This window comes from Aeromicrobium sp. HA (genome assembly GCF_027171405.1).
Classification (GTDB): Bacteria; Actinomycetota; Actinomycetes; order Propionibacteriales; family Nocardioidaceae; genus Aeromicrobium; species Aeromicrobium tamlense.
The window spans coordinates 3,386,461-3,410,807 of the sequence record NZ_CP114372.1 but is presented as its reverse complement, the minus strand read 5'-3'; the positions used below and the strand labels follow the sequence as shown (position 1 = coordinate 3,410,807).

Genomic DNA, 24,347 nt, shown 5'->3' with positions numbered 1-24,347 from the left:
CTGGCACTCGCGGTCGCAGGAGCCGTCTGGTTCTCCAGCCGCCGCAAGGCCGCTGCGCAGCCCGATCCCTGGGCGCAGCACAGCGACTCCGTCTGACACACCCACCACGGGGCCTTGGCGCAATTGGTAGCGCACCTGCTTTGCAAGCAGGGGGTTAGGGGTTCGAGTCCCCTAGGCTCCACCACTTTCCGAAACCGGCGGGACTCGTTCCCGGCCGTCTTCCTGATGCTGCAGAGCCCGTGGCGAAGGGCGTCCCCAGACCTCGCCGAGAGCCCTTCGGTTCAGATCATCGTGGATCACCCTCCTAGGAGTGCGCGGTCGCCGCAAACTACGACCGGCACCTCCGTGCCTGAGAGCCTGGTGTGTTCTCCGTCAGAGTGAGCGCATCGGTCCGACGTGTCAGCGGCTTCTTGCGCTAGACCCGGGCTGGGAGATCGATCGACTTCGAGTAGATCAGGAAGTTGTCGATGTCCCTCTTCTTGATCATGACCTTGCCGTTTCGTGGCTTGCCGTCGGGTTGCCTGAAGTCCTTCTGAAAGTCCCCGAGCACGATGTTGACATTCGCGGCGTTGACCTCAAGGATCTTCACGCCCACGAACCGAACCGCTTCCTTGAAGCGAGAGGCGTACGAGAGCGGGTCGTAGACCGCCTTTCGACCGACGTGGCCTACTGACCGGCGCCAGTCGTTCCAAGCGATCGTCGCGCGGTTCTCATTGTCGCGCGCATGCCAGGTCTGGTGCTCGTACACGACGTACCAGAAGCGCCCGAACTCATTGAGGCAGCGGAAAAACGTCGCAGCGTCATTCCCAGGGCTATCGGCGACATCGACGTTCGAAGCCTTCAGATCCCCGTAGTACTCGACCGAACCGTTGCCGAGGAACTGCAGGTCGTAGTCGAACGAGCCTCTACGCTTCTCCTTCTGAACCCTGATACTTCGGACACCATGCCCAGCGAGGTACTTGCTCAGTCGAAACTCAACGTAGAAGCCCGCCCATTCGTTCTGGAACGCGTCCGGCCAACCATCCGCGTGCATCTCCTGGACCGCGTCGAGCGCCTCAATTCTCGAGCCGTTAAGCAGTGAGGCACTGAAGCCATCGAGAGTCACGACGTAAGGATCCTGTTCTTCGTAGCCCTTCAGCAGGTACGCGGCGAACTCGTCAGCTCGCACGCTCGTAAGTCGGTTGCCATTTCGGTCCTGACGAGAGAACTGCCCGAGTGTCTGGGCCTGGAACAGGTCATTGGTGGATACGTGGGCGGACGAGTTGTTTGCCTTCCCCAGGACATAGGTCACGGGGTCGAAGTCGACGAAGATCGTCGTAGAGCCGTAGTGGTAAGTGCCGATGAAGCGTGGCGTGAGGCCCTCGGTCACCGCCGCCCGATGAACATCAAGCCAGTAGCCAGGAATCTGGATCCGCTTCTTGAACGTCTGCCATGGCCGTCCGAGATAAGTGACCTGCTTGCTGAGAATCACCTGATCCTCGAAGCGAACCACCCAGACGCCTGCGAATCGTTCAAGCGTTGCGCCAGGAATCGCTTTGAGGAGCAACTCGTGCCGCACCCGTTGGGGAAGGGTCGTGTCGACGTCGTGCGTGAGACGGCCGTCAGGCCAAATCTGATCGACTGCGACTCGTCCCATGCCCCATAGATACCAGTTGGTCTCACCGGGGGTGCGAACGTTGGACGGATCGTTCCGCTAGTTAGTTGCCTCCGCGATGCAGAGCGGGGACGTGACCCTCCAGCATCGCTGCAGGATGATTGGGTGACGCCTCCACCACAGAGACGAGCACACGACCGATGTCACTCGCCCGAAGCAGCGCTCGATCCCGGAGGACGTGCTGCTTGAACACATGCCACACAGCACCGACGTTCACGCCGTTGCCCATCTGCTTGTAGGTCGCCGAGTCGGGCTGGTCCGGGAAGATGAAGCTGTCCGGCAGGCCCTGCAGGCGGGCGGTCTCCCTCGGTGAGATTCGTCGCTCGCGACTGCCCACGATCGACGTCTGAGTGATCGCCACGAGCGCCGGCAGGTAGTTGGGCTTCTTGGCGCGAAGGCCAGACGGGCGCAGGTGCATCACGGTCTCCCAGAGGGACTTGCTGTCCTGCGCCTGCCACTCGAGCTTGCGCCGAGACGGCGGGAACACGTCGCTGTAGAGCTTCCACTGGTGAGCCCACGGGATGATGTCCCTGAAGTGGCGCTCGAAGAGGTCGTAGTTCTTGCGGAGGTGGCTCTGCTTCCACGCCGGGAGGGATGGGTCGATGGCGGGCGTCGTCACTGCCGCAGGGATCTTGATCGACTTGGCCGACCAGTTGATACGGGCCATCTCCGGGAAGTCGAGCCAGGCGTCGGCCCAGATTGGGAAGCCGGGCAGGTGCCTGCCGCCCATGAGCGGCCGCATGATCTGCACGAACTCGTCCCAGGCGTTGATCCAATGCATCTCGGTGTCGGTGAGCTCGCAGCCGGGCACGTTGTGCGTGTCGTCGAGTAGATCTTCGATGTGCCAGTCGCGCTTGGGCTCGAAGCCTTCGAACCGATCCGCCATGGTCACGGCCGGCAGCGGGCCACCATGCTCGAGGTCCATCCGTACTTGGTCCGGGGCATAGGTTGCCGTGATGAACACGCGCTCGCGCACCTGAGGCGCACCCCCGAGCGACGGCGGGAGTAGATGCGGAGAGAACACGGTCGGCACGTCCGAGACGTGGTAGCCCAGATCCCGAAGCGTCTCGATGATCACGTCGTACTCGTGCTCGTGGCGCGGCCCGATGAGGTTACGGACGTTCTCGAGCATCACGACTGAGGGACGGTGGGCCTTGATGATCGACGCGATGTTGAAGAAGAGCGTCCCTCGCGTCTCGTCCATGCCGCGCTGGGCGCCCGACTTCGAGAAGGGCTGGCACGGGAAGCCCGCACACAAGACGTCGTGGGGCGGCACGTTCATCACGCCGAGGTCGTCATCGGCGTCCTGGGTAATGTCGCCGAGTGCGGGATGACCCCAGTTGGCCTCGTAGACACGCGCGGCCTGCCTATCGATCTCGACCGCGTAGACGCACTCCCCGCCGAGCGCCTTCATCGCCGCGTGAAAGCCTCCGATTCCCGCGAAGAGATCGATGAAGGTGAATGCAGGCGAGCTCGAACGCATGTTCGTCAGCTTAGCATCCGGGACACCACGAAATCGAACTGATTCGGTGGTGTTGAGACGATGTCTCCCGGATCACCTCGCGGGCGTGACGTAGTCTGAGATCGACTCGGCGACCGCGTGCGGATCCTCGTGCTCCCAGAAGCGCAGAACAGTCCATCCCAACTCGGAGAGGCGAGCGTTCGTGTCGGCGTCCCGCGCCACGTTCCTGGCGAGCTTCTCCGACCAATAGGCCGCGTTCGCACGCGCCTGGGTTCCGTGCTCCGGGCACGCGTGCCAGTAGCAACCGTCGATGAAGACTGCGACGCGCTGCCGCGTGAACACGATGTCGGCCGTGCGGCGAAGAGATGGCTCGGGACGGTGCGCGACGCGGTACCGGAGACCGGCAGCGTGAAGCAGACGGCGAACCGCCAGCTCTGGTGCGGTGTCGCGCGCTCGGTTGGCCTGCATGACCTTGCGAGATGCGTCGCTGCTGGCCCAGCTCTCGTACGCCGGCACCCCTCCATGATCTCCGGGCGCGGTCGAACCCGCACTCCCGCAGATCGGCGGTTGTCCCCATCTGTGAACAGTCCTGTGGAACAAATGACACCTATGTAATTTGCGCGCAAATCTACGATCGTCAGCATGCTGAGACTGATCGCGAACGCCCGATGACCGCCGGAATCGATACGCCGGACCGCCGGGGGCGCACCGGACTGCACCTCACCGGACGCGACTTGGACCGCAACCCCGACGTCGTCGTGAAAGACGTCGAGGTGCTCGCGAACGACTGGTACGTCCTGCGGGCGACGACGTTCGAGCAGCGGATGTCCGACGGCACGTGGCGCACCGAGCGACGCGAGACCTACGACCGTGGGGACGGCGCGACGATCCTGCTCTACGACCCGGACGCCAGGACCGTCCTGTTGACGCGGCAGTTCCGCTTCCCCGTCTACGTCAACGGCCACCCCGACGGGATGCTGATCGAGACCGCCGCGGGACTGCTCGACGAGGACGACGCCGAGGCCGCGATCAGGCGGGAGGCCGCCGAGGAGACCGGCATCGAGGTCGGGCCCGTGCAGCACGTCTTCGACGTGTTCATGAGCCCCGGCTCCGTCACGGAGCGGCTCCACTTCTTCGCCGCGCCCTACCGCTCGGACGACGCGCACGGGACCCGCCACGGCGTCGCCCACGAGGGCGAGGACATCGAGATCGTCGAGCTCGGCATCGACGAGGCGCGCGCCGCGATCGGGACCGACATCCTCGACGCCAAGACGATCATGCTGATTCAGTGGGCGCTCCTCGACGGTCCCTTCGCCTGAGGCGCTGTCCGACCCGCGTGCCAGAGTGAGCTCATGGCGTCTCCTCAGGCACTCAGCGAGTCCGACCGACGTCTCGTCGCGCTCTGGGCCGCGGACTGCGCCGAGCGCCTCCTGCCGCTCTTCGAGGCCGAGGCCCCGGACGACGACCGAGCGCGCGACGGGATCGCCCGCGCTCGGGCTTTCGGACGGGGCGAGCTCGACGCCGCCTCGCAGATCCGGGATCGCTTCGTCGCCAACCGAGCCTCGAAGTCGGCTCGCAGCCCCGCCGCCGTCGCGGCCGCCTACGCCGCCGGACAGGCCTCGGGCGTTGCCCACATGGGGGCGCATGCCCTGGGTGCGGCCGCCTACGCGGCGAAGGCAGCGTCCTTGGCCGCGAGCGATCCCGAGGCCGCACGCCAGGACGAGGTCCGCTGGCAGCTCGAGCACATGACGGACGAGGTTCGTGCCGCCCTTGCGACTCTGCCGCGACTCGGCGAGGACTCCTCCGGACCACTCGGCTCCGGGCTCCTCGCCTCCGGCGTCCTCGCCACCACGATCCGCGACCTCCAGGCAGCGTTCGCGGGCGACGCGGAGACCACCTGACCCCGATTCATCCGACGAGCGGCTTCGTCTCGACTGCGGTACCAAGGAATGAGAGGGCCCGGCGCACCAGCGTCGACCGACGCAGCCGCGGCCCGCGGACGGAGAAGTGCGATGGACAACGTCGACACCTGGGTCTGGATCCTGATCGCCGTCGTGGCGGTCCTGCTGCTGCTGGCGCTCGTGGCCGCGCTGGCGAAGAGGGGGAGCAAGGCCAAGGAGGAGCGCCGACTGGAGCAGGAGCGCCGTCACCGCGAGGAGGCCGCGCAGCTGCGCGACGAGGCTCGGGAGGCCTCGGTCACCGCGAACCAGACCGCGGCGGGCGCCGCCGCGGCTCGGGCCGACGCCGATCAGGCGCGCCTCGACGCCGAGCGACTCGAGCGTCAGGCGAAGGACCTCGAGCACGAGGCCAACGAGACCAAGCAGCACGCCGATCACCGCCTGTCGAAGGCGGACGAGATCGACCCGGACGTCACCACCGACAAGGACGGCAACGTGGTGCACCGGAACGAGACCGCCGATCGACCGCTGGCCGGGGAGCAGCACGAGCACCACGTCGGCGAGCGCGCCGTGACGGACGAGAACGGCAACGTGCAGTACGGCGACACGCCGGGCGACCAGCCCGGCGACGCGCGGTACGACGAGACCCGCGAGGACGTGCTCCGCTCGGAGCCCGACACCGGACCGGACACGCCGCGCCGCTGACGGTGACCGCCCGCTCTCGGTCCTGAATCGGCTCCTCGCGGCTCTCCATCCACACGGACGAGCACGACGGAGGACGACATGAGCGAGAGCGAGGCGTGAGCCGTGGTCGCCCTGGTGCTCGCGTTCCTGTGCGGCATGGCCTTCACCGTGTCGGTGGCCGTACTGTTGGCCACCGGCATGGTGACCCGGGCCGTCGCCTCGTTCTCGCTCGCCGAGGAGGACCAGGGAGTGGACGACTTCGCCCACCTCCGATGACCGCGGCAGACGCCCGGTTTGTCCCCAGCTGTGCACAGACGTGTGGACAAACTACGCCGATGTGATTCCTGCGATTCCGGGCGATTTCGCGTGCCGACCCGCCCGGCCACCATCCGCGACGCTCCGTCCTCAGTAGGATGGTCGAATGCCGCTGATCGCCCCTGACGCCCTGCGCGCGGCGGGCGTCGTGAGCGTCGTCGCGGCGACGATCGAGGGCGGCTGGATGGGGTTCGCCCTGTTCTTCCTCGTGCTCGGCGGCCTGTTCATCCCGCGAGCGATCGGCACCGGCCCCGCGCTCGACGTCGCCTACTGCGGCACCCTCCTGCTCGGCGGATGGGCCGCGCAGCTCGACTGGTACCTCGCGGTCCCGGAGCTCGACATCGTGGTCCACGCCGCGGCCACCGGCCTCATCGCCGCGCTCACGTGGCAGGTCCTGGTCAAGGTCGGCGCGCTGCCGGCCCACGACGACCCGCGCATCGCGCGACCCCGTCTCGGCGCGTTCATCGTCACGATCACCACCGCCGTCGCCCTCGCCGTCGTGTGGGAGTTCCTCGAGTGGATGGGCCACACGTGGCTCGACGACCGCATCCAGGTGGGGTACGACGACACCGTCGGCGACCTGGCCGCCGGCGCCATCGGGGCGGTCGTCGCGGCACTCGTCGTCAGCCGCACCTCCGCCGCGGAGCCGCGATGACAGCGCCCACCGTGTCGGTCGTCATCCCCGTCCACGACGACGCCGCCGAGCTGGCTGAGTGCCTGTGCCTCCTGGCGGCCCAGACCGTCACACCGCTCGAGGTCGTCGTGGTCGACAACGCGAGCGCCGACGACTCGGCTGCCGTCGCCGAGGCCGCGGGAGCCCGCGTGGTCCCCGAGCCGCGCCTGGGGATCCCGCCCGCCGCGGCCACCGGCTACGACGCCGCCCGCGGCGAGGTGATCGCGCGGCTCGACGCCGACTCGCGGCCCGGCCCCGACTGGATCGAGCAGGTCACTCGCGCGATGGCCGATCCCCGCGTCGACGCGGTCACCGGCGCCGGCTACTTCCACGACCTCCCGCCCGTCCTGCGGCAGATCGCCACGGTGGTCTACCTCGGCGCCTATTACGTGCTGACCTACCTCGCGCTCGCTCACCACCCGTTGTGGGGATCGAGCATGGCCGTCCGCCGCACCACGTGGGAGCGGGTGCGCGACCGGGTGCACCGGTTCGACGACGTCCACGACGACATGGACCTCGCCTTCGTGCTGGGACCGGAGTCCGTCATCCGCTACGACCGTTCGCTGCGGCTGGCGGTGTCGGGCCGCTCGGTGCGCGGCCGCGCCCAGCTGGCGCGCCGGATGGACCGCGCCGTCACCACCCTGCGGCTCAACTGGGCCGAGCGACCGCCGTGGGTGCGCTGGCAGGACCGCTTCCGCGCCGTCAGGTGAGGGTGATCCAGATCAGCAGTTGCGTGACGAGGAAGCCGGTCAGGAAGTTCAGCCACAGGAAGCGCCGCCACGCGACGTTGGCCTCCTCGCAGGTGGCGTCGGTGATCGAGCGGTACGGCCAGATGTTCGCCACGTACGGCAGCACCAGCAGCGCGGCCAGCGTGCCGGGCCACGGCAGGAGCAGCAGGCAGACGCCGCCGAGCAGGTAGGCGCCGAGCGCGAACCACGTGGTGTTGCGGGCGCCCAGCGCCGTGCCGATCGAGCCGATGCCCGCGGCACGGTCGGCCATGACGTCCTGCACCGCGCCGAACGCGTGCGAGCCGATGCCCCACGCGAAGAACCCGAGGAGCGCGGCCACGACGGGCACGGTGACCTCGACGTCACTGCCGCGGGCCGCGGCCAGGGCGAGGCCGAAGACCGCAGGGCTCACGAAGTGCGTGCTCGAGGTGATCGAGTCCAGGAACGGCCGCTCCTTGAACCGCAGCACCGGCGCCGAGTACGCGATGACCGCGAAGATGCTGATCGCCAGCACGAGGTTCGAGACCGCCGAGCCCATCGCGGCGAGGACGACCACGAACGGCACGTTCGTGACCACGGACGACCAGATCGTCAGCCGGTGCACGCGCCGGTCGAGCACGATCCCCTCGACCCCGCCTTTGCGCGGGTTGCGCAGGTCCGACTCGTAGTCGAAGACGTCGTTGATTCCGTACATCATCAGGTTGTAGGGGATGAGGAACCAGATGCAGCCGATCCAGAACGCCGCGTCGAGCCCGCCGTCGGCGAGCAGGTACGCCGCGCCGAACGGGAACGCCGTGTTGATCCAGGACAGCGGGCGCGACGAGGCCAGGACCTGCCCGGCGCGACTCACGACCGGTCCTCGGCCGGCTCGCGCGCAGGCGCCAGGAGCAGCAGCAGCGAGGAGACGAGGATCGTGGCGGCGATCGGCCACGCGAAGTCCTCGATCGGGGCCAGCCCGACGTGGATCCCGGTGAGCGACTCCTCGTCGAAGCGGAACAGGTCGGCGGCGATCATGATGCTGTCGAAGACCGCGGTCAGCACGACCAGCGCGAGCGCCGTGAGCCCGGTGGCGGCCCACCAGCGCCGGTCGGGGCGGCGCCTCACCACGGCGACGGCCAGCACCGGCACGGTGACGGCCGTGAACACGGCGGCCAGTCCGAGGTACGTCATCGCGCGGCTCCCTCGCGGTCGAGGACTCGCGTGAACAGGCCGTGCAGCACGCCCGTGACGTAGCAGAGGAACGCGATGAAGAAGAGCTCCTCGAGCGGCAGCTCGCGCGCGACCTCGATGCCCGTCATCGCCGGCGACTCGCCGCGGCTGTAGACCTCGAGCTGGATGGCCACGAGGTCCCACACCAGGAAGAACACGAACCCGATGGCCAGGACGACCAGCGCTCGGCGCGGCCACCGGAACAGGAACAGCCGCCAGCGGTGATCGACCAGGCCCATGCAGAAGCCCGCCCCGACGACCGAGGCGAGGTAGAGCCAGCTCACGCGTCCACCGTAGTGCCGGTGGGCTCCGCGATCGGGCCGGCCGACCGGTCGCCACGCAGCCGCTTCAGCACGAGCTCGGCGCTGATGAGGCACATCGGCAGGCCGATGCCCGGGATCGTGCTGGATCCGGCGAACAGGAGGCCGTCCACGTGGCGCGACGCGTTGCGGGCGCGGAGGAAGGCGCTCTGTCGCAGCGTGTGCGCGGGCCCGAGCGCGCCGCCCGACCACGCGTTGAGGTCGGCGGCGAAGTCGCCGGGGCCCACCGTGCGGCGGACCTTGATGCGCGAGGCCAGGTCGGGAACGCCAGCCCAAGCGGAGATCTGTGCGATGGCGGCGTCCGCGGTCTTCTCGATCACGGGGTCGCCCGTGCCGTCGATGCCGCCGCGCCCGAGTCCGACGTCGGCCGGGACGGGCACGAGGACGAACACGTTCTCGTCACCCGGGGGCGCGACCGTGGGGTCGGTGGCCGACGGCTTGCAGACGTAGGAGGACGCCGGGTCGGGCACGCGGCCGGGCCGCCCGAGGACGTCGTCGAAGTTCGAGGCCCAGTCCTGCGTGAAGAACATGGTGTGGTGGGCCAACTGCGGCAGCTCGCCCTCCACGCCGAGGTACGCGAGCACGGCTCCGGGGCCGGGGTCGCGGCGGCGCCACCAGGACTCGGGGTAGGTGCGCAGGTGCTCGGGCAGCAGCCGCGTCTCGAGGTGGTGCAGATCGGCCGCGCCGACGACGACGTCGGCGCCGATCCACTCGATGCGCTCCGCGGTGCGGAACGTGACGCCCTCGACGCGCGCCCGCGCACCCGGCACGAAGGGCAGTCGGTCGGTCGCCACGGTGTCGATGCCGATGACGGTGGCGCCGGTGTGGATCCGCACCCCGCGCGCCCGCGCGAGGGCGGCGATCGCGTCGATCAGCGTGGAGAAGCCGCCCTGGGGGTAGAGCACCCCGCCGGCAAGGTCCATGCCGCTCATCAGGTGGTACATGCTCGGCGCCCGCGACGGGGACGAGCCGAGGAAGACCGCGGGATAGCCCAGGATCTGGCGCAGCCGGACGTCGTCGAATCGTGAGGCGACGTGCGACTCCAGCGACCGGCCGAGCAGGCCCGCCAGCTGCGGCGCCCGGCGCAGCACGTCGGCGTGCGCGAGGTTCGCGGGCCGGTCGAAGCTCGTGTAGAGGAAGTGGTCCACCGCCATCGCGAGCGCGTCGTCGGCCGAGTCCAGGTACTGCTCGAGGCGCTGCCCGGCGCCCGGTTCGATCGCGTCGAACAGGGCCACGTTCCGGGCGCGCGTGGTGAGCACGTCGACCGGATCGGCGTGGCCCTCGAAGAAGACGCGGTACGCCGGATCGAGCTGCACGAGATCGAGCTGCTCCGCGGCTGAGGTGCCGAGCAGACGGAAGAAGTGGTCGAAGACCTCGGGCATGAGGTACCAGGACGGACCGGTGTCGAACCGGAACCCGTCCTGCTCCCAGGAGCCGGCGCGCCCACCGACCTCGTCGCGCTGCTCCAGCAGGTCGACCGACCAGCCGTCGGCGGCGAGCAGTGCGGCGGTGGCGAGCCCCGAGATCCCGCCGCCGATGACCGTGACGCGCCCCATCAGACGCCCACCGTGACGGCGCGCGCGACGACCCGGGCCTTGGCCGGCCCGGGCACGCGGATGCGCTCGGACCGGATCCGCTCGGGCGAGGCGTGGCGCAGCCGGCGCGAGAGCTCGGCGAACAGTGCGTGCGCGGCGGCCACCGCCCGGCGGCTGCCGGCAGGCAGCTGGGGGATCACGGCCGCGGCGGCCGCGAGGTCGGCGTCGATGTCGTCCAGCAGGCGATCGCGCATGGTCACGTCGAAGTGCTCCGGGTCGAGGCCGGGCACGTAGCTGCGGCCGAGGTTGTCGCGATCGTCGCCGAGGTCGCGCAGGAAGTTCACCTTCTGGAAGGCGGCGCCGAGCCGTCGCGCGCCCGGGGCCAGCGCCTCGTACGCGCCGTTGACGTCGGGCTGGTCGAGCAGGAAGGCCTTGAGGCACATGAGCCCGACGACCTCGGCCGAGCCGTAGACGTAGGTCGCGAAGCTGGCCTCGTCGTGCTCGGTCCGGAACAGGTCGGTGCGCATCGAGTCGAAGAACGGGTCCACGAGGTCGGTGCCGATCCCGCAGGCGCGGGCGGTACGCGCGAAGGCGTGCACGACGAGGTTCGCGCTGTGCCCCGTGCGCATCGCTTCGTGGACCTCGGCCTGGAGCGAGTCGAGCAATCGCAACTGCTGGTCGTGGTCGCCCTCGGGGCGCGGTGCGTCGACGATCTCGTCGGCCACCCGCACGAGCGCGTAGATGTTGCAGACGCGCGTGCGCACGGGCTCGGCGAGCAGCCGCGACGCCAGCGAGAACGAGGTGGAGTACCGCTTGATGACCAGCGCGGCGGCGTCCTCGGCCACCTCGTCGTACAGCGCGTAGGCCTCGGTGGCGGCGGTGGAGCCGGACTTCCCGTGGTCGTCCGGGTGCAGGACGCTCATGCCGCCCCGACCTGGGCGGCCCGCGTGAGCGCCGTGGGCGTCATCCGCCACGCCTGCTCGACCAGCGGGTCGAGCAGCGAGCACTCGAGGCCGAGCGAGCGCGCGTGCTCGCGGGCGACGGTGAGGTGCCCCTCGGCGAGGTCCTCGATGTGGTGGCGCGAGCCGCACTCCTGGAGCGCCTCGCGCACGGCGGACGCCGCGGCCTCCGTGAGCTCGGGGTCCCCCAGGTGAGGGGCGATGCGGGCCCAGGCGTCGGTCTGCGAGGCGTGCACCATGAGTGGCGTGCGCTTGCCCTCGCGCAGGTCGCCGAGCGGGTCCTTGCCGGTCTCGGCGGGGTCGCCGAAGATCGCCATCACGTCGTCGTGCAGCTGGAACGCGATGCCGAGGCACCGACCGATCTCGCCCAGCGCGCGGACCGCGGCGTCGTCGGCGCCCGCCAGCACGGCTCCGGCCTGCAGCGGCAGCACGAACGAGTAGACCGCGGTCTTGTGCTCCGTGACCGCGATGGCCTCCTCGGCGCCCGGCATCTCGGGGCTGAGGGCGAGCCGCACGTCGGCCAGCTCGCCCGCTGCCGACGCGTGCAGCGTGGCGTCGAGGAGGTCGAGCAGGCGGTGCGTGGTGGCAGCGTCCGCGCCGCACGTGGCCACGGCGCGGATCGCGGCGGCGAGCGCGAGGTCGCCGGCGAGGATCGCACCGGCGCGGGAGTAGGTGTCGCGGTCGTCGGGCGCGGTGCCCAGCTCGGCCGCGTCGCTGCGGAACAGCCCCGGCACGCTCGAGCGTCCTCGGCGGGTGTCGTCGTTGTCGATCACGTCGTCGTGGATGACGAAGGCCGTGTGCAGCAGCTCGGTGGCGGCGGCCACGGCATCGACGACCGGCTCGGGCTGTTCGCCGTCGAACGCGGCATGGACGGTGGTGACGAGCCAGGGCCGGAAGCGCTTGCCGCCCGAGCTGCCGAGGTCGAGGGCGTCGAGCAGCGCCGCGTGGTCGCGGGCGAGGCCGGGCACCCGGGCGGAGTGCAGCAGCGAGTCGAGCTCGGACTGGAGGGTCATGGGCGGGTCTCCGTCTCGTCCGGTGCCAGCACGTGCCACGCGTCGGCCTCCTCCATCGCCGCGGCCTGCTCCACGAGCCACGGGCTGAGCGCCCACGGCGCCACCCGCACGGTCTCGCGCAGGTCGGACACGTCGACCCAGCGGTGCTCCTCGACCTCGTCGGGGTGCGGCTCGACGTCATCGCTGGTGCGGGCCACGAACACGGGGCAGACCTCGTTCTCCACCACGCCGGAGGCGTCGACCGCACGGTACGCGAAGTCGGGCAGGACGGGACGGATCGCCTCGGGCTCGAGCCCCAGCTCGCCGCGCCCGTGCCGGCTCACCGCGTCGACGAGGTCCTCGCCGGGTCGCGGGTGGCCGCAGAAGGAGTTGGTCCAGACGCCGGGCCACGACCGCTTGCCCAGGGCGCGGCGGGTGAGCAGCACGCGGCCCTTTCCGTCCACCAGATAGCAGGAGAACGCGAGGTGCAAGGGGGTGTCGGTTCCGTGCACGCCGTGGCGCGGAGCGGTGCCGATGGGCTGGTGGTCGTCGTCCAGCAGGACGACCAGATCGTCGGGGTCGTCGTGGGGGAGGCGGTCGGGCAGGTCCGCGCGCACGGCAGCGGCCGAGGCAGCGGCATCCACTGCACCGGGCGAGAGATCGAGCACGGGTTCCACGGTTCCTCCTGGGGACACTTGAAACCGTATTGCTAAGCAGTCTAGATATCAACTTGTAGAAATAAGGGATAGAGTCGTGCCGTGCCCCTGACTCCACGTACCCCAGTGGCGCCCGCCTACACCGACGACGAGCGCGGCCTGCTGCGTGCGGTGCGCGAGCTCGTCCGCGCGGATCGCGAGATGCGGAACCGCCTCAGCGACTCGATGCGCGTCAACCCCACCGACCTCCGCTCGCTGCGCCACGTCATCCGGACCGTCGAGCAGGCCGAGGCCGGGGTCGTGCAGGGGGCGCTCCCGGGAGTCACGCCGCGCCGCCTGGCGGACCATCTCGGCATCAGCACCGCCGCGGTCACCACGCTCGTCGATCGACTGGTCGCCTCGGGGCACCTCGAGCGGACGCCGCACCCCACCGACCGCCGCTCGGTGCTGCTCGTGCCCACCGAGCAGGCCCGCCGCGAGATGTCGGCGCACCTGGCCGACATGCACGACCGGATGAAGGCGATCGCGGCCAAGGTGCCGCACGACGCGCGGCCGGCGATCATCGACTTCCTGCAGGCCCTGACGTGGGAGATGGAGCGCGGGACGCTGGAGGTCGGACCGCCGTCCTGAGGATGAGTTGTCCCCACGTGGGGACAATGCTGTGGGTAAATCACACCGGTGTCATTCGCCCTGCCCAAGGGCCAGAACGACGAGGCACCCGGCCGCCGCAGCGGTCCGGGTGCCTCGTCGTCTCGGAGCTCTCGAGCGATCACACGTGGGGCATGATCTCCTCGGCCACGAGCGCCAGGTGGTCCAGATCGGACAGGTCGAGCACCTGCAGGTAGATCCGCTCGGTGCCGGCCTCGGCGAACTCGCCGATCCGGTCGACGATCTCGGCGGGGGTGCCGGCCAGGCCGTTCTCCCGCAGCTCGTCGACCTCGCGGCCGATCGTCGACGCGCGGCGCGCGATCTCGGCCTCGTCCGCGCCCGCGCACACCACGAGCGCATTGGACCAGGCCAGCGTCGACGGATCGCGCTCGGCCTTCTCACAGGCCTCGCGGACCCGCGAGAACAGCGTGCGGGTCTCCTCCACCGAGACGAACGGCACGTTGAACTCGTCCGCGAACCGGGCGGCGAGCGCCGGAGTGCGGCGCTTGCCCTTGCCGCCGACGATCACCGGAATCCGCTCCTGCGCCGGCTTGGGGAGGGCCGGCGAGTCGCTGATCGTGTAGTGCTCACCGTCGAACGAATACGAGCCGGTGGTGTCCGCCCACAGACCCGTGATGATCTCGAGCTGCTCCTCCAGGCGGTCGAAGCGCTCCGGGGTGTCGGGGAACCCGATCCCGTACGCGCGGTGCTCGGCGTCGAACCAGCCCGCGCCGAGGCCGAACTCCACGCGGCCCCGGCTCATCTGGTCGACGCCGGCCACCGTCACCGCGAGCGGTCCGGGCAGCCGGAACGTCGCGCTCGTGACCAGCGTGCCGAGCCGGATCGTGGACGTCTCGCGGGCGAGACCCGCCAGCGTGGTCCACGCGTCGGTCGGCCCGGGCAGGCCGTCGCCGCCCATCGCGAGGTAGTGGTCCGAGCGGAAGAAGGCGTCGAAGCCGAGCCGCTCGGCCTCCTGCGCGACCGCGAGGAGGTCGTCGTACGAGGCGCCCTGCTGGGGCTCGGTGAAGATCCTCAGCCGCATCAGGCGCGCGAGTCCGGGTCGTCGGTGCCGAGCGGGTTCGGCGACGCGAGGTCGTCGGAGCCGGCCTCGTCGATGTCGAACGGCGCCTTCTCGTCCGCCTTGCTCGCGTCGGCGCGCAGGCCCTCCGAGCTGGTGCTGTAGGCGAGCGACGTGGCGTCGGCCTGGGGCGCCGCGGAGTCCTCCGAGCCGGTGTCGGAGGTCGACGTGGTGCCGGAGGGCGTGCTCGTGGTCGGCGTGGCGGAGCCGAAGGTGGCGGCGGCGACGGTGGCCGGGCCCGGGGCGGGCGTCGGCGTGGCCTGGCTCGGCGACGAGTCGTCGTCCTTCGAGAAGTCGGCGGCGGTCTTGACCTTCTCGGTCGCGGTGTCGGACGCGTCCTTGGCCTTGCCGGTCATGTCCTTGGCCTTGTCCGCGACGGTGCCCGAGACGTCCTTCGCGGTCTCGGCGACGCGGTGGCCGGCCTCGGACGCGGCGGCCTTGGCGGTGTCCTGGGCCTTGTGGGCGGTCGTCTGCACCGGCTCGGTGTGCCACACCTTCTCGGCCTGGCGCTTGATCTGCTCGTAGCGGCCGCGGCCGGCGCGGGTTCCGAGGACGTATCCGACGGCAGCGGCCGTCAGCAGCGCAAGCTTCTTCACGAGGAATCACTCCTAGGTGTCGGGTGGGGACTCGTCCATTGTGTCGTGCTTCGGTCCGATCCTCATGTCGTGGAACGCGCGGGCGGGGCCATCGCCCAGCCGATCGCGCGGGTGACGGCGACGCCGCCGGCACGCACCGCGGTCGCCTCGGTCACCGGCAGCCACGGGAGTCCCAGGGGCCGCCGGGCGAAGCGCGGCAGCAGTCCCACCGCGGCCGCGGCGAGCATCCCGTACGGGGCGCGAACCGTCCACGGAACGGGCGGGTGGATCAGCATGAAGCGGGCGGCCGCGCGGGCGGCGGGCGTGCTCTCGAGCTCGGGTCGGTAGGCCCGGAGCGTCTCACGCAGCTGCTCGACGTCCTCGGGCACGTCGGTGGCGCCGAGCAGGCGTGCGGTGACCGCGGCCTGGGCCACGTAGCGGTCGCGCTCGGCCGGGGTCAGCGGCGTGGAGCCGTAGCGGTCGTGCGCCCGCAGGAAGGAGTCGATCTCGGCGACGTGCACCCAGCGCAGCAGGTGCGGGTCGGACGCGGCGTAGGGCCGGCCGTCGGGCGCGGTGCCGGTGACGCGCTCGTGGATGCCCCGCACGGCGGCGATCGTGCGGTCGGCGTGCTCGATCGTGCCGAAGGTGGTCATCGCGATGAAGCCGCTCGTGCGCTGGAGCCGTCCCCACGGGTCGCCGCGGAAGCCCGAGTGCTGGTCGACGCCGGCCATTGCGAGGGGGTGCAGCGACTGCAGCAGCAGTGCGCGGATCCCACCGACGAACATCGAGGCGTCACCGTGGACGCGCCACACGGGGTCGCCCGGCGCGAACCGCCGGGGGCCGGGCGTGCCGTGGATGCGGTCGCGACGGCCCTCGCCCTCGGGTCCGGCCACGCGGGCGAAGATCGCCGCACCAGCCTGGCCACGGACGCGCTCGATCATGACGCCAACGTAGCCCCGGCGGCGTGGGGTCGCCGCCGGGACTGCGGGCGGGAGGGCCTCCGGGGATCGAGGCCTCCGGGTCGGCCGGCGCCCGAGAAGAGGAGCGCGGGCCGGGAGGGCGGCCGGTGGTGCGGCCGGCCGCCGTGACTCAGTGCTCGACGAGCTCGTCTGCCGACTCCACGTCGACGGTCTCCGCCGTGGAGGTGGTCGGCACGGCGACGACGACGCACTGCGCGTGGGTGAGGCAGTAGTGGCTCACCGAGCCGAACAGGACCCGGCTGATGCCGGTGTGCACGCGGGTCCCGACGACGAGCATGGCCGCGTCGCGGGAGGCGTCGACGAGGGTCGGCCCGGGGGCACCCTGCACGACGTCGATGCGGCGGGGACGGCCCTGCGCGTCCTCCGCGCCGATCGTGTCGGCCACCCAGCGGGCGGCGTTCGACCGGGCATCGGTCTCGTAGGCCAGCCACGGCACCTCGGCGCCGGCCATCGCAACGGCCGCGTCGATCTGCCAGACGTGCACGATCTTGAGGTCGGCGCCGCGCAGCTCCGCCTCACGGGCGGCCCAGCTCAGGGCGGCCGTTCCGGCGGGGGTCTCGTCGACACCGACGACGATGGTGTTGGTGCTCATGGACTCGTTCCTTTCTGACACCTCCATCGTGCCGCGCGCGCCGGCGCCGGGGCAGGGCCGAAGGTCACGAGTTCTCGGGACCTCGGGCCCGTCGGCCTCGGTACGGTGAGCGCGTGGACGAACAGGACCGGAAGCGCTGGGAGCACATCGTCGAGGCGGCCGTCGCGGTCACGTCCGACCTCGATCTCGACAGCCTGCTGGCCCGCATCATCGAGCTGGCCCGCGACCTGACGGGCGCCCGCTACGGCGCCCTCGGTGTCCTCGGGAGCGACCCGGAGGAGGGCCTCGTCGAGTTCCTGACGCAGGGCATCGACGACGAGACAGCCGCCGAGATCGGCGCCCTGCCGCGCGGCGCCGGAGTGCTCGGGGTGGTCCTGCGCGACGGCGTGCCGCTGCGGCTCGACGACGTCGCCTCGCACCCGGACTCGGTCGGCTTCCCGCCCCACCACCCGCCGATGGGCGCCTTCCTCGGCGTCCCGATCCGGATCGACGGCCGCGTGTTCGGCGACCTCTACCTGACAGAGAAGGCGGGCGGCTTCAGCGAGGACGACGAGCGGCTGGTCACCGGCCTGGCCGCCGTCGCGGGCACCGCCATCGCGAACGCGCGACTGTTCGACGAGCTCGCCGGCACGCGTGCCGAGCTGGCGCGGATGGCCGTGGTGGAGGACCGCAACCGCATCGCGCGCGACCTGCACGACCTCGTCATCGGGCGCCTGTTCGCGGTAGGCCTGTCGCTCGACCGGATCGCCCGTCACGTGGACGAGCCCTGGGCCGGCCGGGCCTCGCAAGCCGTGGACGACGTCGACCGCGCCATCGCCGACCTGCGCGGCGCGATCTTCGCCCTCGGCTCGGACGCCGCCACCGACGAGGCGCGGCTGGTCCGGCTGCTCAAGGCCACCGCGGCGCCGCTGGGCTTCGCGCCGTCGATCGACATCGAGGGCGACCTCGGCCTGCTCGAGCTCGGCCGGCGCAGTGACGTGCACGCCGTGATGAACGAGGCGCTGGCCAACGTCATCAGGCACGCGAGCGCGACCTCGGTGCGGCTGCACCTCGTCGTCGCGCCCGAGGGCGTCGTCGCGACGATCACCGACGACGGCATCGGGATGGCAGACCAGCAGCCCGCGAGCGGTCTGGCCAACCTCCGAGAGCGCGCCGAGCGGTCGGGCGGATCCCTGCTGATCGAGCCAGGTCCGGGCGGTCGCGGCACGCGGGTGACGTGGCGGGTCCCGCTCGAGAGCACCGAGCCCGCGGTCGACCTTCCGTAGGCTGACCCCGTGAGCGAACCCATCCGCGTCTTCCTGCTGGACGACCACGAGGTCGTGCGGCGCGGCGTCGGCGACCTGCTCGAGGACTCGGGCGCCATCACGGTGGTCGGCCAGGCCGGCACCGTCGGCGAGGCCGCCACGCAGATCGATAGCCTTCAGCCCGACGTCGCCGTCCTCGACGCGCGCCTGCCCGACGGCTCAGGCATCGAGCTGTGCCGCCGCGTGCGGATCATGGCGCCGCGCACCTCGGTGCTGATCCTGACCTCGTACGAGGACGACGAGGCGCTCTTCGACGCGATCATGGCGGGCGCCTCGGGATTCCTGCTCAAGCAGGTGCGCGGCAACGACCTGGTCGACGCGGTGCAGCGGGTCGCCGCCGGACAGTCGCTGCTCGACCCCGCCATGACCCGCGCGGTGCTCGACCGGCTGCGCCGCCAGGACGAGCCCGACCCGCTCGCCGAGCTCACCGCGCAGGAGCGCAAGGTCTTCGACGAGCTGCGCCTCGGCCGCTCCAACCGCGAGATCGCCGAGACCCTCTTCCTCTCGGAGAAGACGGTGAAGAACTACGTCTCCACCGTCCTGTCCAAGCTCGGCCTCGAGCGCCGCGCCCAGGTCGCCGCCTGGGATCGTTGAGACGGAAGACCCCGCTCGGTCCGGTCGTCAGGCCCCGGTGAGGAGGTCGCCGCGCTCGGCGCGACGACGGCGCTGCTCCACCGGGTCAGGCACGGGCACGGCCGCGATGAGGCTGCGCGTGTAGTCCTCGGTCGGCCGGCGCAGCACCTGGTCGCGGGGGCCGAGCTCCACCAGTCGCCCGCGCTGCATGACCGCCACCCGGTTCGCGAGCCGGTCCACCACGGCGAGGTCGTGCGTGATGAACAGGCACGCGAACTGCAGGCGCTGCTGCAGGTCGAGGAACAGCTCCAGCACGCGCGCCTGCACCGAGACGTCGAGCGCCGAGGTCGGCTCGTCCGCGATGAGCAGGTCGGGCTCGAGCGCCAGGGCGCGGGCCAGGCTGATGCGCTGGCGCTGACCACCCGAGAGCTCGTGCGGGTAGCGCTCGGCGAAGTCGCGCGGCAGCTCCACCGAGTCGAGCAGGCCCTGGACCTTCTCCCTCACCTGCGCGTCGGAGAGGTCGGTGTGCACCCGCAGCGGCTCGGCGATGCAGTCGAGGATCGACATCCGCGGGTTCAGCGACGAGGCCGGGTCCTGGAACACGAACCCGAACCGCTTGCGGAACGGCCGCAGCTCGGCGTCGCTCAGCCCCGAGATCTGCTCGCCGCCCACGCGCACGATGCCCGAAGTCGGCTGCTGCAGGCCCACGGCGGTGCGGCCCAGCGTGGACTTGCCCGATCCGGACTCGCCCACGAGACCGAGCACCTCTCCGCGGTGCACCTGCAGGCTCACGTGGTCGACGGCGCGGAAGGTGGGCTCGCCCCAGCCGCCCGGGAACTCCACCACGATGTCCTCGAGGTCGAGCACGACGGGCGCGTTCTCCAGCGGCGCCGGGCCCGTCTCGCCCTCGACGACCTTCGGCCGGCCGAGGTGAGGGACCGACTCCAGCAGCGCCCGCGTGTACGGGTGCTCCGGCGCGGAGAACAGCCGGTCGACCGGTGCCTGCTCGACGATCTTGCCGCGGTACATGACCACGACGCGGTCGGCGATGTCGGCGACGACGCCCATGTTGTGCGTGATCAGCACGATCGCGGTGCCCAGCCGGTTCCGCAGGTCGAGCAGCAGCTCGAGGATCGCGGCCTGCACCGTCACGTCGAGGGCCGTGGTGGGCTCGTCGGCGACGATCACGTCGGGCTCGCAGGCGATCGCGATCGCGATGATCACGCGCTGCTTCTGCCCGCCGGACAGCTGGTGCGGGTAGTAGTCGACGCGCCGCTCGGGGTCGGGGAGGCCGACCAGCTCGAGCAGTTCGATCGCACGCTTCTTCGCCTCCGACTTGCTGGTCTCGCGGTGGGCGCGGATCGCCTCGATGATCTGCCAGCCCACGGTGCGCACGGGGTCGAGCGCGGTCGAGGGCTCCTGGAACACCATGGAGATCTCGTCGCCGCGGATCGGCCGCAGCGCCTGCGGGCTCATGCCGATGAGCTCGCGCTCGCCGTCGCCACCCGTGCGCAGGACCGCCGAGCCATCGACCTTGGCCGTGCCGGGCAGCAGACCCATGACGGCACGCGAGGTGACCGACTTGCCCGAGCCGGACTCGCCGACCACGGCGACGACCTCGCCCGGCTCGACGTCGAAGCCGACGCCGTCCACCGCGACCACGCGTCCCGCGTCCGTGCCGAAGCTGATCCGGAGGTCGGACAGCGACAGGACCGCCGTCCGGTGGGGCGGCTCCGCGCCGGCGGAGGTCCCGGCCAGGTCGTCGCCCAGCTCGGGCGCGGCCGAGACGTCCTCGGCCAGCTCGACCTCGAGCTCGCCCTCGGCCTTGTCGGCGGCGCGCGTGCGCAGCAGCGGGTTGGTGATGTCGTTGAGGCTTTCGCCGAGCAGCGTCACGCCGAGGACGACCAGCACGATCGCCAGGCCCGGGTAGAGGCCCGTCCACCAGATGTCGTTGGTCGCGTCGGGCATCGCCTTGTTGAGGTCGTAGCCCCACTCGGCCGCGGCCGACGGCTCGATGCCGAAGCCCAGGAAGCCCAGGGCCGCGAGGGTCAGGATGGCCTCCGACGCGTTCAGGGTGGCGATGACCGGCAGCGTCTGCGCGACGTTGGACAGGATGTGGCGGAACAGGACCCGCGGGGTGCGCACGCCCACGACCTTCGCGGCGTCGACGTACGGCTCGGTCTTCACCGAGACGGTCGCGTTGCGGATCACGCGGTAGTACTGCGGGATGAAGATGACGGTGATCGAGATCGCCGCCGACGCGATGCCGCCGAGCGCGCCGCTCGAGCCGCCCGAGACCACGATCGACACGACGATCGCCAGCAGCAGCGACGGGAACGAGTACAGCGCGTCCATGATCAGCACGAGCGTCTTGTCGAGCCAGCCGCCCAGGTAGCCCGAGACGAGGCCGAGCGGCACGCCGATCACGCTCGAGACGATCACGGCGAGGACGATGACCTCCATCGCCGTGCGGGCGCCGTAGACCACGCGCGACAGCACGTCGGCGCCGCCGACGGTGGTGCCGAACAGGTGGTCGGCGCTCGGTGGCTGCTGCGTGCCGAACAGGACGCCGTCGTCGCCGCGCACCTGGTTGAAGTCGTAGGGCGCGATCCACGGCGCGAAGATCGCGAGCACGAGGAAGAACAGGATCAGCCCGACGCCGAGCAGCAGCATGAACCGCTGCAGGCCGTGGGACTGCTGGATGACGGAGCGACCGGGGTAGCGCATCAGAACCTCACTCGGGGGTCGACGAGCGCCACGATGGCGTCGATGAGGAAGCTCGCGATGCACACGATGAACGCGATCGCGGTGACGATGCCCTGCACCGCGAGGAAGTCGCGCCGGATCAGGTACTGCGCCAGCTCGTAGCCGATGCCCTTCCACTCGAACGTGGTCTCGGTCAGCACCGCGCCACCCAGCAGGATCGCGATCTGCATGCCCATCACGGTCACGACCGGGACGAGCGCGTTGCGGAAGGCGTGCTTGCGCTCGACCTGCCGCTCCGAGACGCCGCGCGCGCGGGCCGCGGTGACGTAGTCCGCGCGCAGCGTCTGCAGCAGGTTCACCCGCACGAGGCGCAGGAAGATGCCGCCGGTGAGCAGGCCCAGGGCGATCGCCGGCAGCACGGCGTGCTGCAGGACGTCCCAGATGTACTCGGGCTCGCCCCACAGGATGGCGTCGATGATCATGATGTTCGTCTGCGGCTCGACCTTGGCGAGCGTCAGCTCGGTGGCCGTCGAGGCCCGGCCCGAGGTGGGCCAGCCGAACGGCGCCACGGCGAGCTTGAGCAGCAGGCCGACGAAGAAGACGGGCGCGGCGTAGGCGACGATCGCGAAGAGCCGCAGCAGCACGTCGGGCCCGCGGTCGCGGTGCCGCGCGGCGATGCGACCCAGCGGGATGCCCACCGAGAACGCCACGAGCAGCGCCCAGAACGTGAGCTCCAGGGTGGCCGCGCCGTTGACGATGAGGATGTCGGTGACCTCGCGGTTGTCCGTGAGGGTCGTGCCGAAGTCGCCGCGCAGGATGTTGCCGAGGTACTCGACGTACTGCACGAGGATCGGCCGGTCGAGGCCCGCCTCGGCCTTGCGCTCGGCGATCTGCTCGGGAGTGAGGCGGCCGCCCTGCGCCGCGGTGATCGGGTCGCCGATCACGCGCATCAGGAAGAACACGACGGTGACGAGCACCCACAGCATGGGGACGATGAGCGCCAGCCGGATCAACAGGTACCGCGCGAGCGGGCTGAGGCCGCCGCGGCGACCGGGGGGTTCGGCCGACGGTGTGTCGGCGGCGACGAGGACGTCTGTGGTCACGCTGCACTCCTCCTACGTGGAAGCGGGGCCCCGGCACGCGCTGGGCGTGCCGGGACCCCGGTTCCGGGTGTCCGTTACTTCGACAGTGCCGTGAACCGGAACTTGAACGACGGGTCGAGCGTGTCGCTCACGCCCTTCACGTCCTTGCCGGCGACGGCCACCTGGGCGCCCGTGAGCAGCGGCAGGATCGGGACCTGGTCGGCCACCATCTCCTGCGCCTTCGCGAGCGTCGCGTCACGCGAGGCCTCGTCGGCGTCCACGCGCTCGGCGTCGAGCAGCTTGGTCATCGCGTCGTCCTCGTAGTGCGACTGGAGGAAGTTGTTCGGCGCGAAGAACGGCGTCAGGTAGTTGTCGGGATCCGGGAAGTCCGGGAACCAGCCCAGCTGGAACGCCGGGTAGGCGTCCTTCACGCGCTCCTCGGAGTAGGTGTTCCACTCCGTCGACTGCAGGTTGACCGTGAACAGTCCGCCTTCCTCCAGCTGGCGCTTGACCGCCTGGTACTCCTGGTCGGAGCTGCCGCCGTAGTGGTCGGGGTTCCACTGGAGGTTGAGCTCGACGGGCGTCGAGACGCCGGCGTCGTCGAGGGTCTTCTTCGCGGCGGCCTGGTCGGGCGCGTCGCCGTACTTGTCCTTGAACGCCTCGGTGGCGCCCTTCTGGCCCTCGGGGACGGCCGAGTAGGCCGGCGTGTAGGTGCCCTTGTAGACCTCCGAGGCGATCTCCTCGCGGTTCACGAGGTAGGCCGCGGCCTGGCGGACGGCCTGCTTCTGCGCGTCGTCGTCGCCGGGCATCGTCTTGAGGTTGAACACGATGTAGCGGAGCTCGCCGCCGGGTCCGGTGTGGACCGTGACGTCGTCGGACTTCTTGAGGCTGTCGATGTCGGTCGGCGTCAGCGAGCGGTACGCGACGTCGATGTCGCCCTTCTCCACGTCGAGCTTGAGGTTGTTCGAGTCGGCGTAGTAGCGCATCGTCACGTCGGACTTGGCCTCGCCGTACGTGCCGTCGTAGTCCGGGTTGACCGTGAACTCGGCCAGCTCGTTCTTCTTGTACTCGCCGATCGTGTACGGACCGGAGAATGCGTTGGCCTCGACCGCGGCGTCGTCGTCCAGCAGGCCGTCGGCGGGGTACGTGTCCTCGTCGACGATCGGGCCGGCCGAGGTCACGAGCACCTGGGCGAAGGTCTGGTCGTTGGGCGCCTTGAGGGTGAACGCGACGGTCTTGTCGTCACGCGCCTCCACCGACTCCATCGCGCCGAGCAGCGAGGCCGGGCCGTTGGGGTCGTTGATGTCCACGACCCGCTTGAACGAGAAGGCCACGTCGGAGGCGGTCAGCTCGTTGCCGTTGGCGAACTTCAGTCCGTCCTTCATGGTGCAGACGTAGACCGTCGGCTCCTCGAAGTCGCACTTCTCGGCCGCGTCGGGGGTCAGCTCGGTGCTGCCCGCCGGGAAGTTGAGCAGGTACTGGTAGACCTGCGTCTGCACCGCCATGGAGCCGTTGTCGTACGAGCCGGCGGGGTCGATCGAGACCACCTTGTCGGTCGTGCCCACGATCAGGGCCGCATCGCTGTCGTCGTCGTTCTGTCCCGCTCCGCAGGCCGCCAGCACGGAGCCGGCCAGTGCCGCGGTCGCCAGGACGGTGACGCGTCGCCGCATCGAGTTCATCTGTTTCCTCCCCGGAGTTGTGTCCACCATCCGGACACTCGCTGC

General features: G+C 70.6%; 26 protein-coding genes and 1 tRNA gene. 10 read left to right on the top strand and 17 right to left on the bottom strand.

Annotated features, from left to right (window positions below):
* Positions 1-108 precede the first annotated feature (108 nt).
* A tRNA-Ala gene (locus O3S82_RS16930) sits at positions 109-184 on the top strand.
* 231 nt (positions 185-415) lie between these two features.
* Here O3S82_RS16930 and O3S82_RS16925 read toward each other — a convergent pair.
* From O3S82_RS16925 to O3S82_RS16915, 3 genes are all read right to left on the bottom strand, one after another.
* Positions 416-1,636 (bottom strand): hypothetical protein, encoded by a 1,221-nt coding sequence (locus O3S82_RS16925; RefSeq protein ID WP_269304432.1) that lies wholly within the window; start codon positions 1,634-1,636, stop codon positions 416-418.
* Positions 1,637-1,697: 61 nt separating this feature from the next.
* Positions 1,698-3,137, bottom strand: a complete 1,440-nt coding sequence (locus O3S82_RS16920; RefSeq protein WP_269304430.1) for a DNA cytosine methyltransferase — start codon at positions 3,135-3,137, stop codon at positions 1,698-1,700.
* A gap of 72 nt (positions 3,138-3,209) precedes the next feature.
* Positions 3,210-3,632, bottom strand: a complete 423-nt coding sequence (locus O3S82_RS16915) for a very short patch repair endonuclease (RefSeq protein WP_269304428.1) — start codon at positions 3,630-3,632, stop codon at positions 3,210-3,212.
* A 152-nt stretch (positions 3,633-3,784) separates the two neighbouring features.
* Between O3S82_RS16915 and O3S82_RS16910 the strand changes: the two genes are divergently transcribed.
* From O3S82_RS16910 to O3S82_RS16885, 6 genes are all read left to right on the top strand, one after another.
* Positions 3,785-4,435 (top strand): NUDIX domain-containing protein, encoded by a 651-nt coding sequence (locus O3S82_RS16910; protein WP_269304427.1) that lies wholly within the window; start codon positions 3,785-3,787, stop codon positions 4,433-4,435.
* A 33-nt stretch (positions 4,436-4,468) separates the two neighbouring features.
* The gene (locus O3S82_RS16905; RefSeq protein WP_269304425.1) at positions 4,469-5,017 is read left to right on the top strand and encodes a putative immunity protein; all 549 of its coding nucleotides are present in this window, start codon (positions 4,469-4,471) and stop codon (positions 5,015-5,017) included.
* A 111-nt stretch (positions 5,018-5,128) separates the two neighbouring features.
* Complete coding sequence (locus tag O3S82_RS16900; protein WP_269304423.1) at positions 5,129-5,719, top strand: hypothetical protein; 591 nt, start codon at positions 5,129-5,131, stop codon at positions 5,717-5,719.
* Between the two features lie 102 nt (positions 5,720-5,821).
* A complete protein-coding gene (locus tag O3S82_RS16895) occupies positions 5,822-5,974 on the top strand; it encodes a hypothetical protein (protein WP_269304422.1) in 153 nt (50 codons plus the stop codon).
* Between the two features lie 145 nt (positions 5,975-6,119).
* Positions 6,120-6,668: a hypothetical protein gene (locus tag O3S82_RS16890; RefSeq protein ID WP_179427396.1), complete on the top strand. Its 549-nt coding sequence runs from the start codon at positions 6,120-6,122 to the stop codon at positions 6,666-6,668.
* Positions 6,665-7,396, top strand: coding sequence for a glycosyltransferase (locus O3S82_RS16885; protein WP_269304420.1), 732 nt, complete (start codon positions 6,665-6,667; stop codon positions 7,394-7,396). The genes O3S82_RS16890 and O3S82_RS16885 overlap by 4 nt, the downstream gene beginning before the upstream one ends.
* Here O3S82_RS16885 and O3S82_RS16880 read toward each other — a convergent pair.
* Genes O3S82_RS16880 through idi form a run of 7 tightly spaced genes read right to left on the bottom strand, consistent with a single transcriptional unit; the run spans position 7,389 to position 13,046 of the window.
* Positions 7,389-8,264 (bottom strand): prenyltransferase, encoded by an 876-nt coding sequence (locus tag O3S82_RS16880; protein ID WP_269304417.1) that lies wholly within the window; start codon positions 8,262-8,264, stop codon positions 7,389-7,391. The two genes, O3S82_RS16885 and O3S82_RS16880, sit on opposite strands and share 8 nt — an antisense overlap.
* Positions 8,261-8,584, bottom strand: a complete 324-nt coding sequence (locus O3S82_RS16875; RefSeq protein ID WP_179427402.1) for a lycopene cyclase domain-containing protein — start codon at positions 8,582-8,584, stop codon at positions 8,261-8,263. Before O3S82_RS16875 ends, O3S82_RS16880 begins: the two co-directional genes overlap by 4 nt.
* Positions 8,581-8,907, bottom strand: coding sequence for a lycopene cyclase domain-containing protein (locus tag O3S82_RS16870; RefSeq protein WP_269304415.1), 327 nt, complete (start codon positions 8,905-8,907; stop codon positions 8,581-8,583). The genes O3S82_RS16875 and O3S82_RS16870 overlap by 4 nt, the downstream gene beginning before the upstream one ends.
* Entirely contained in the window at positions 8,904-10,499 is a 1,596-nt protein-coding gene (crtI, locus tag O3S82_RS16865) for a phytoene desaturase family protein (RefSeq protein ID WP_269304413.1), read from the bottom strand. Before crtI ends, O3S82_RS16870 begins: the two co-directional genes overlap by 4 nt.
* Positions 10,499-11,401, bottom strand: a complete 903-nt coding sequence (locus O3S82_RS16860) for a phytoene/squalene synthase family protein (RefSeq protein ID WP_269304411.1) — start codon at positions 11,399-11,401, stop codon at positions 10,499-10,501. The genes crtI and O3S82_RS16860 overlap by 1 nt, the downstream gene beginning before the upstream one ends.
* A complete protein-coding gene (locus O3S82_RS16855; RefSeq protein WP_269304409.1) occupies positions 11,398-12,450 on the bottom strand; it encodes a polyprenyl synthetase family protein in 1,053 nt (350 codons plus the stop codon). The genes O3S82_RS16860 and O3S82_RS16855 overlap by 4 nt, the downstream gene beginning before the upstream one ends.
* Positions 12,447-13,046, bottom strand: coding sequence for an isopentenyl-diphosphate Delta-isomerase (gene idi / locus O3S82_RS16850; protein WP_269307079.1), 600 nt, complete (start codon positions 13,044-13,046; stop codon positions 12,447-12,449). Before idi ends, O3S82_RS16855 begins: the two co-directional genes overlap by 4 nt.
* 141 nt (positions 13,047-13,187) lie before the next feature.
* Here idi and O3S82_RS16845 point away from each other — a divergent pair, with 141 nt between their 5' ends.
* Positions 13,188-13,715 (top strand): MarR family winged helix-turn-helix transcriptional regulator, encoded by a 528-nt coding sequence (locus O3S82_RS16845; protein WP_179427412.1) that lies wholly within the window; start codon positions 13,188-13,190, stop codon positions 13,713-13,715.
* 139 nt (positions 13,716-13,854) lie between these two features.
* Here the strand turns inward: O3S82_RS16845 and O3S82_RS16840 are convergent, their stop codons facing one another.
* The 4 genes from O3S82_RS16840 to O3S82_RS16825 all read right to left on the bottom strand — a co-directional run bounded on the left by O3S82_RS16840 (position 13,855) and on the right by O3S82_RS16825 (position 16,958).
* Complete coding sequence (locus tag O3S82_RS16840; protein WP_269304405.1) at positions 13,855-14,775, bottom strand: LLM class F420-dependent oxidoreductase; 921 nt, start codon at positions 14,773-14,775, stop codon at positions 13,855-13,857.
* The gene (locus O3S82_RS16835) at positions 14,775-15,407 is read right to left on the bottom strand and encodes a hypothetical protein (RefSeq protein ID WP_269304402.1); all 633 of its coding nucleotides are present in this window, start codon (positions 15,405-15,407) and stop codon (positions 14,775-14,777) included. The genes O3S82_RS16840 and O3S82_RS16835 overlap by 1 nt, the downstream gene beginning before the upstream one ends.
* A 62-nt stretch (positions 15,408-15,469) precedes the next feature.
* A complete protein-coding gene (locus O3S82_RS16830) occupies positions 15,470-16,327 on the bottom strand; it encodes an oxygenase MpaB family protein (RefSeq protein ID WP_269304401.1) in 858 nt (285 codons plus the stop codon).
* Between the two features lie 148 nt (positions 16,328-16,475).
* Positions 16,476-16,958 (bottom strand): universal stress protein, encoded by a 483-nt coding sequence (locus O3S82_RS16825; protein ID WP_179427420.1) that lies wholly within the window; start codon positions 16,956-16,958, stop codon positions 16,476-16,478.
* A 113-nt stretch (positions 16,959-17,071) separates the two neighbouring features.
* Between O3S82_RS16825 and O3S82_RS16820 the strand changes: the two genes are divergently transcribed.
* Both O3S82_RS16820 and O3S82_RS16815 read left to right on the top strand, forming a co-directional pair.
* Complete coding sequence (locus O3S82_RS16820) at positions 17,072-18,223, top strand: GAF domain-containing sensor histidine kinase (protein WP_269304397.1); 1,152 nt, start codon at positions 17,072-17,074, stop codon at positions 18,221-18,223.
* A gap of 9 nt (positions 18,224-18,232) precedes the next feature.
* Positions 18,233-18,856, top strand: coding sequence for a response regulator (locus O3S82_RS16815; RefSeq protein ID WP_269304395.1), 624 nt, complete (start codon positions 18,233-18,235; stop codon positions 18,854-18,856).
* Between the two features lie 27 nt (positions 18,857-18,883).
* Here the strand turns inward: O3S82_RS16815 and O3S82_RS16810 are convergent, their stop codons facing one another.
* The 3 genes from O3S82_RS16810 to O3S82_RS16800 form a co-directional block, all read right to left on the bottom strand.
* The gene (locus tag O3S82_RS16810; protein ID WP_269304392.1) at positions 18,884-21,562 is read right to left on the bottom strand and encodes an ABC transporter ATP-binding protein/permease; all 2,679 of its coding nucleotides are present in this window, start codon (positions 21,560-21,562) and stop codon (positions 18,884-18,886) included.
* A complete protein-coding gene (locus O3S82_RS16805) occupies positions 21,562-22,644 on the bottom strand; it encodes an ABC transporter permease (RefSeq protein WP_269304390.1) in 1,083 nt (360 codons plus the stop codon). The genes O3S82_RS16810 and O3S82_RS16805 overlap by 1 nt, the downstream gene beginning before the upstream one ends.
* A 74-nt stretch (positions 22,645-22,718) precedes the next feature.
* Positions 22,719-24,293, bottom strand: coding sequence for an ABC transporter substrate-binding protein (locus O3S82_RS16800; RefSeq protein WP_269304388.1), 1,575 nt, complete (start codon positions 24,291-24,293; stop codon positions 22,719-22,721).
* Positions 24,294-24,347 lie beyond the last annotated feature (54 nt).

Excerpts from the sequence above, each read along its gene's own strand:
- O3S82_RS16875 (WP_179427402.1), bottom strand. The coding sequence starts at position 8,584 with ATGACGTACCTCGGACTGGCCGCCGTGTTCACGGCCGTCACCGTGCCG.
- O3S82_RS16860 (WP_269304411.1), bottom strand. The coding sequence starts at position 11,401 with ATGAGCGTCCTGCACCCGGACGACCACGGGAAGTCCGGCTCCACCGCC.
- crtI (WP_269304413.1), bottom strand. The coding sequence starts at position 10,499 with ATGGGGCGCGTCACGGTCATCGGCGGCGGGATCTCGGGGCTCGCCACC.
- O3S82_RS16920 (WP_269304430.1), bottom strand. The coding sequence starts at position 3,137 with ATGCGTTCGAGCTCGCCTGCATTCACCTTCATCGATCTCTTCGCGGGA.
- O3S82_RS16800 (WP_269304388.1), bottom strand. The coding sequence starts at position 24,293 with ATGCGGCGACGCGTCACCGTCCTGGCGACCGCGGCACTGGCCGGCTCC.
- O3S82_RS16810 (WP_269304392.1), bottom strand. The coding sequence starts at position 21,562 with ATGCGCTACCCCGGTCGCTCCGTCATCCAGCAGTCCCACGGCCTGCAG.
- O3S82_RS16825 (WP_179427420.1), bottom strand. The coding sequence starts at position 16,958 with ATGAGCACCAACACCATCGTCGTCGGTGTCGACGAGACCCCCGCCGGA.
- O3S82_RS16890 (WP_179427396.1), top strand. The coding sequence starts at position 6,120 with ATGCCGCTGATCGCCCCTGACGCCCTGCGCGCGGCGGGCGTCGTGAGC.
- O3S82_RS16855 (WP_269304409.1), bottom strand. The coding sequence starts at position 12,450 with ATGACCCTCCAGTCCGAGCTCGACTCGCTGCTGCACTCCGCCCGGGTG.
- O3S82_RS16905 (WP_269304425.1), top strand. The coding sequence starts at position 4,469 with ATGGCGTCTCCTCAGGCACTCAGCGAGTCCGACCGACGTCTCGTCGCG.
- O3S82_RS16840 (WP_269304405.1), bottom strand. The coding sequence starts at position 14,775 with ATGCGGCTGAGGATCTTCACCGAGCCCCAGCAGGGCGCCTCGTACGAC.
- O3S82_RS16925 (WP_269304432.1), bottom strand. The coding sequence starts at position 1,636 with ATGGGACGAGTCGCAGTCGATCAGATTTGGCCTGACGGCCGTCTCACG.
- O3S82_RS16885 (WP_269304420.1), top strand. The coding sequence starts at position 6,665 with ATGACAGCGCCCACCGTGTCGGTCGTCATCCCCGTCCACGACGACGCC.
- O3S82_RS16900 (WP_269304423.1), top strand. The coding sequence starts at position 5,129 with ATGGACAACGTCGACACCTGGGTCTGGATCCTGATCGCCGTCGTGGCG.
- O3S82_RS16830 (WP_269304401.1), bottom strand. The coding sequence starts at position 16,327 with ATGATCGAGCGCGTCCGTGGCCAGGCTGGTGCGGCGATCTTCGCCCGC.
- O3S82_RS16910 (WP_269304427.1), top strand. The coding sequence starts at position 3,785 with ATGACCGCCGGAATCGATACGCCGGACCGCCGGGGGCGCACCGGACTG.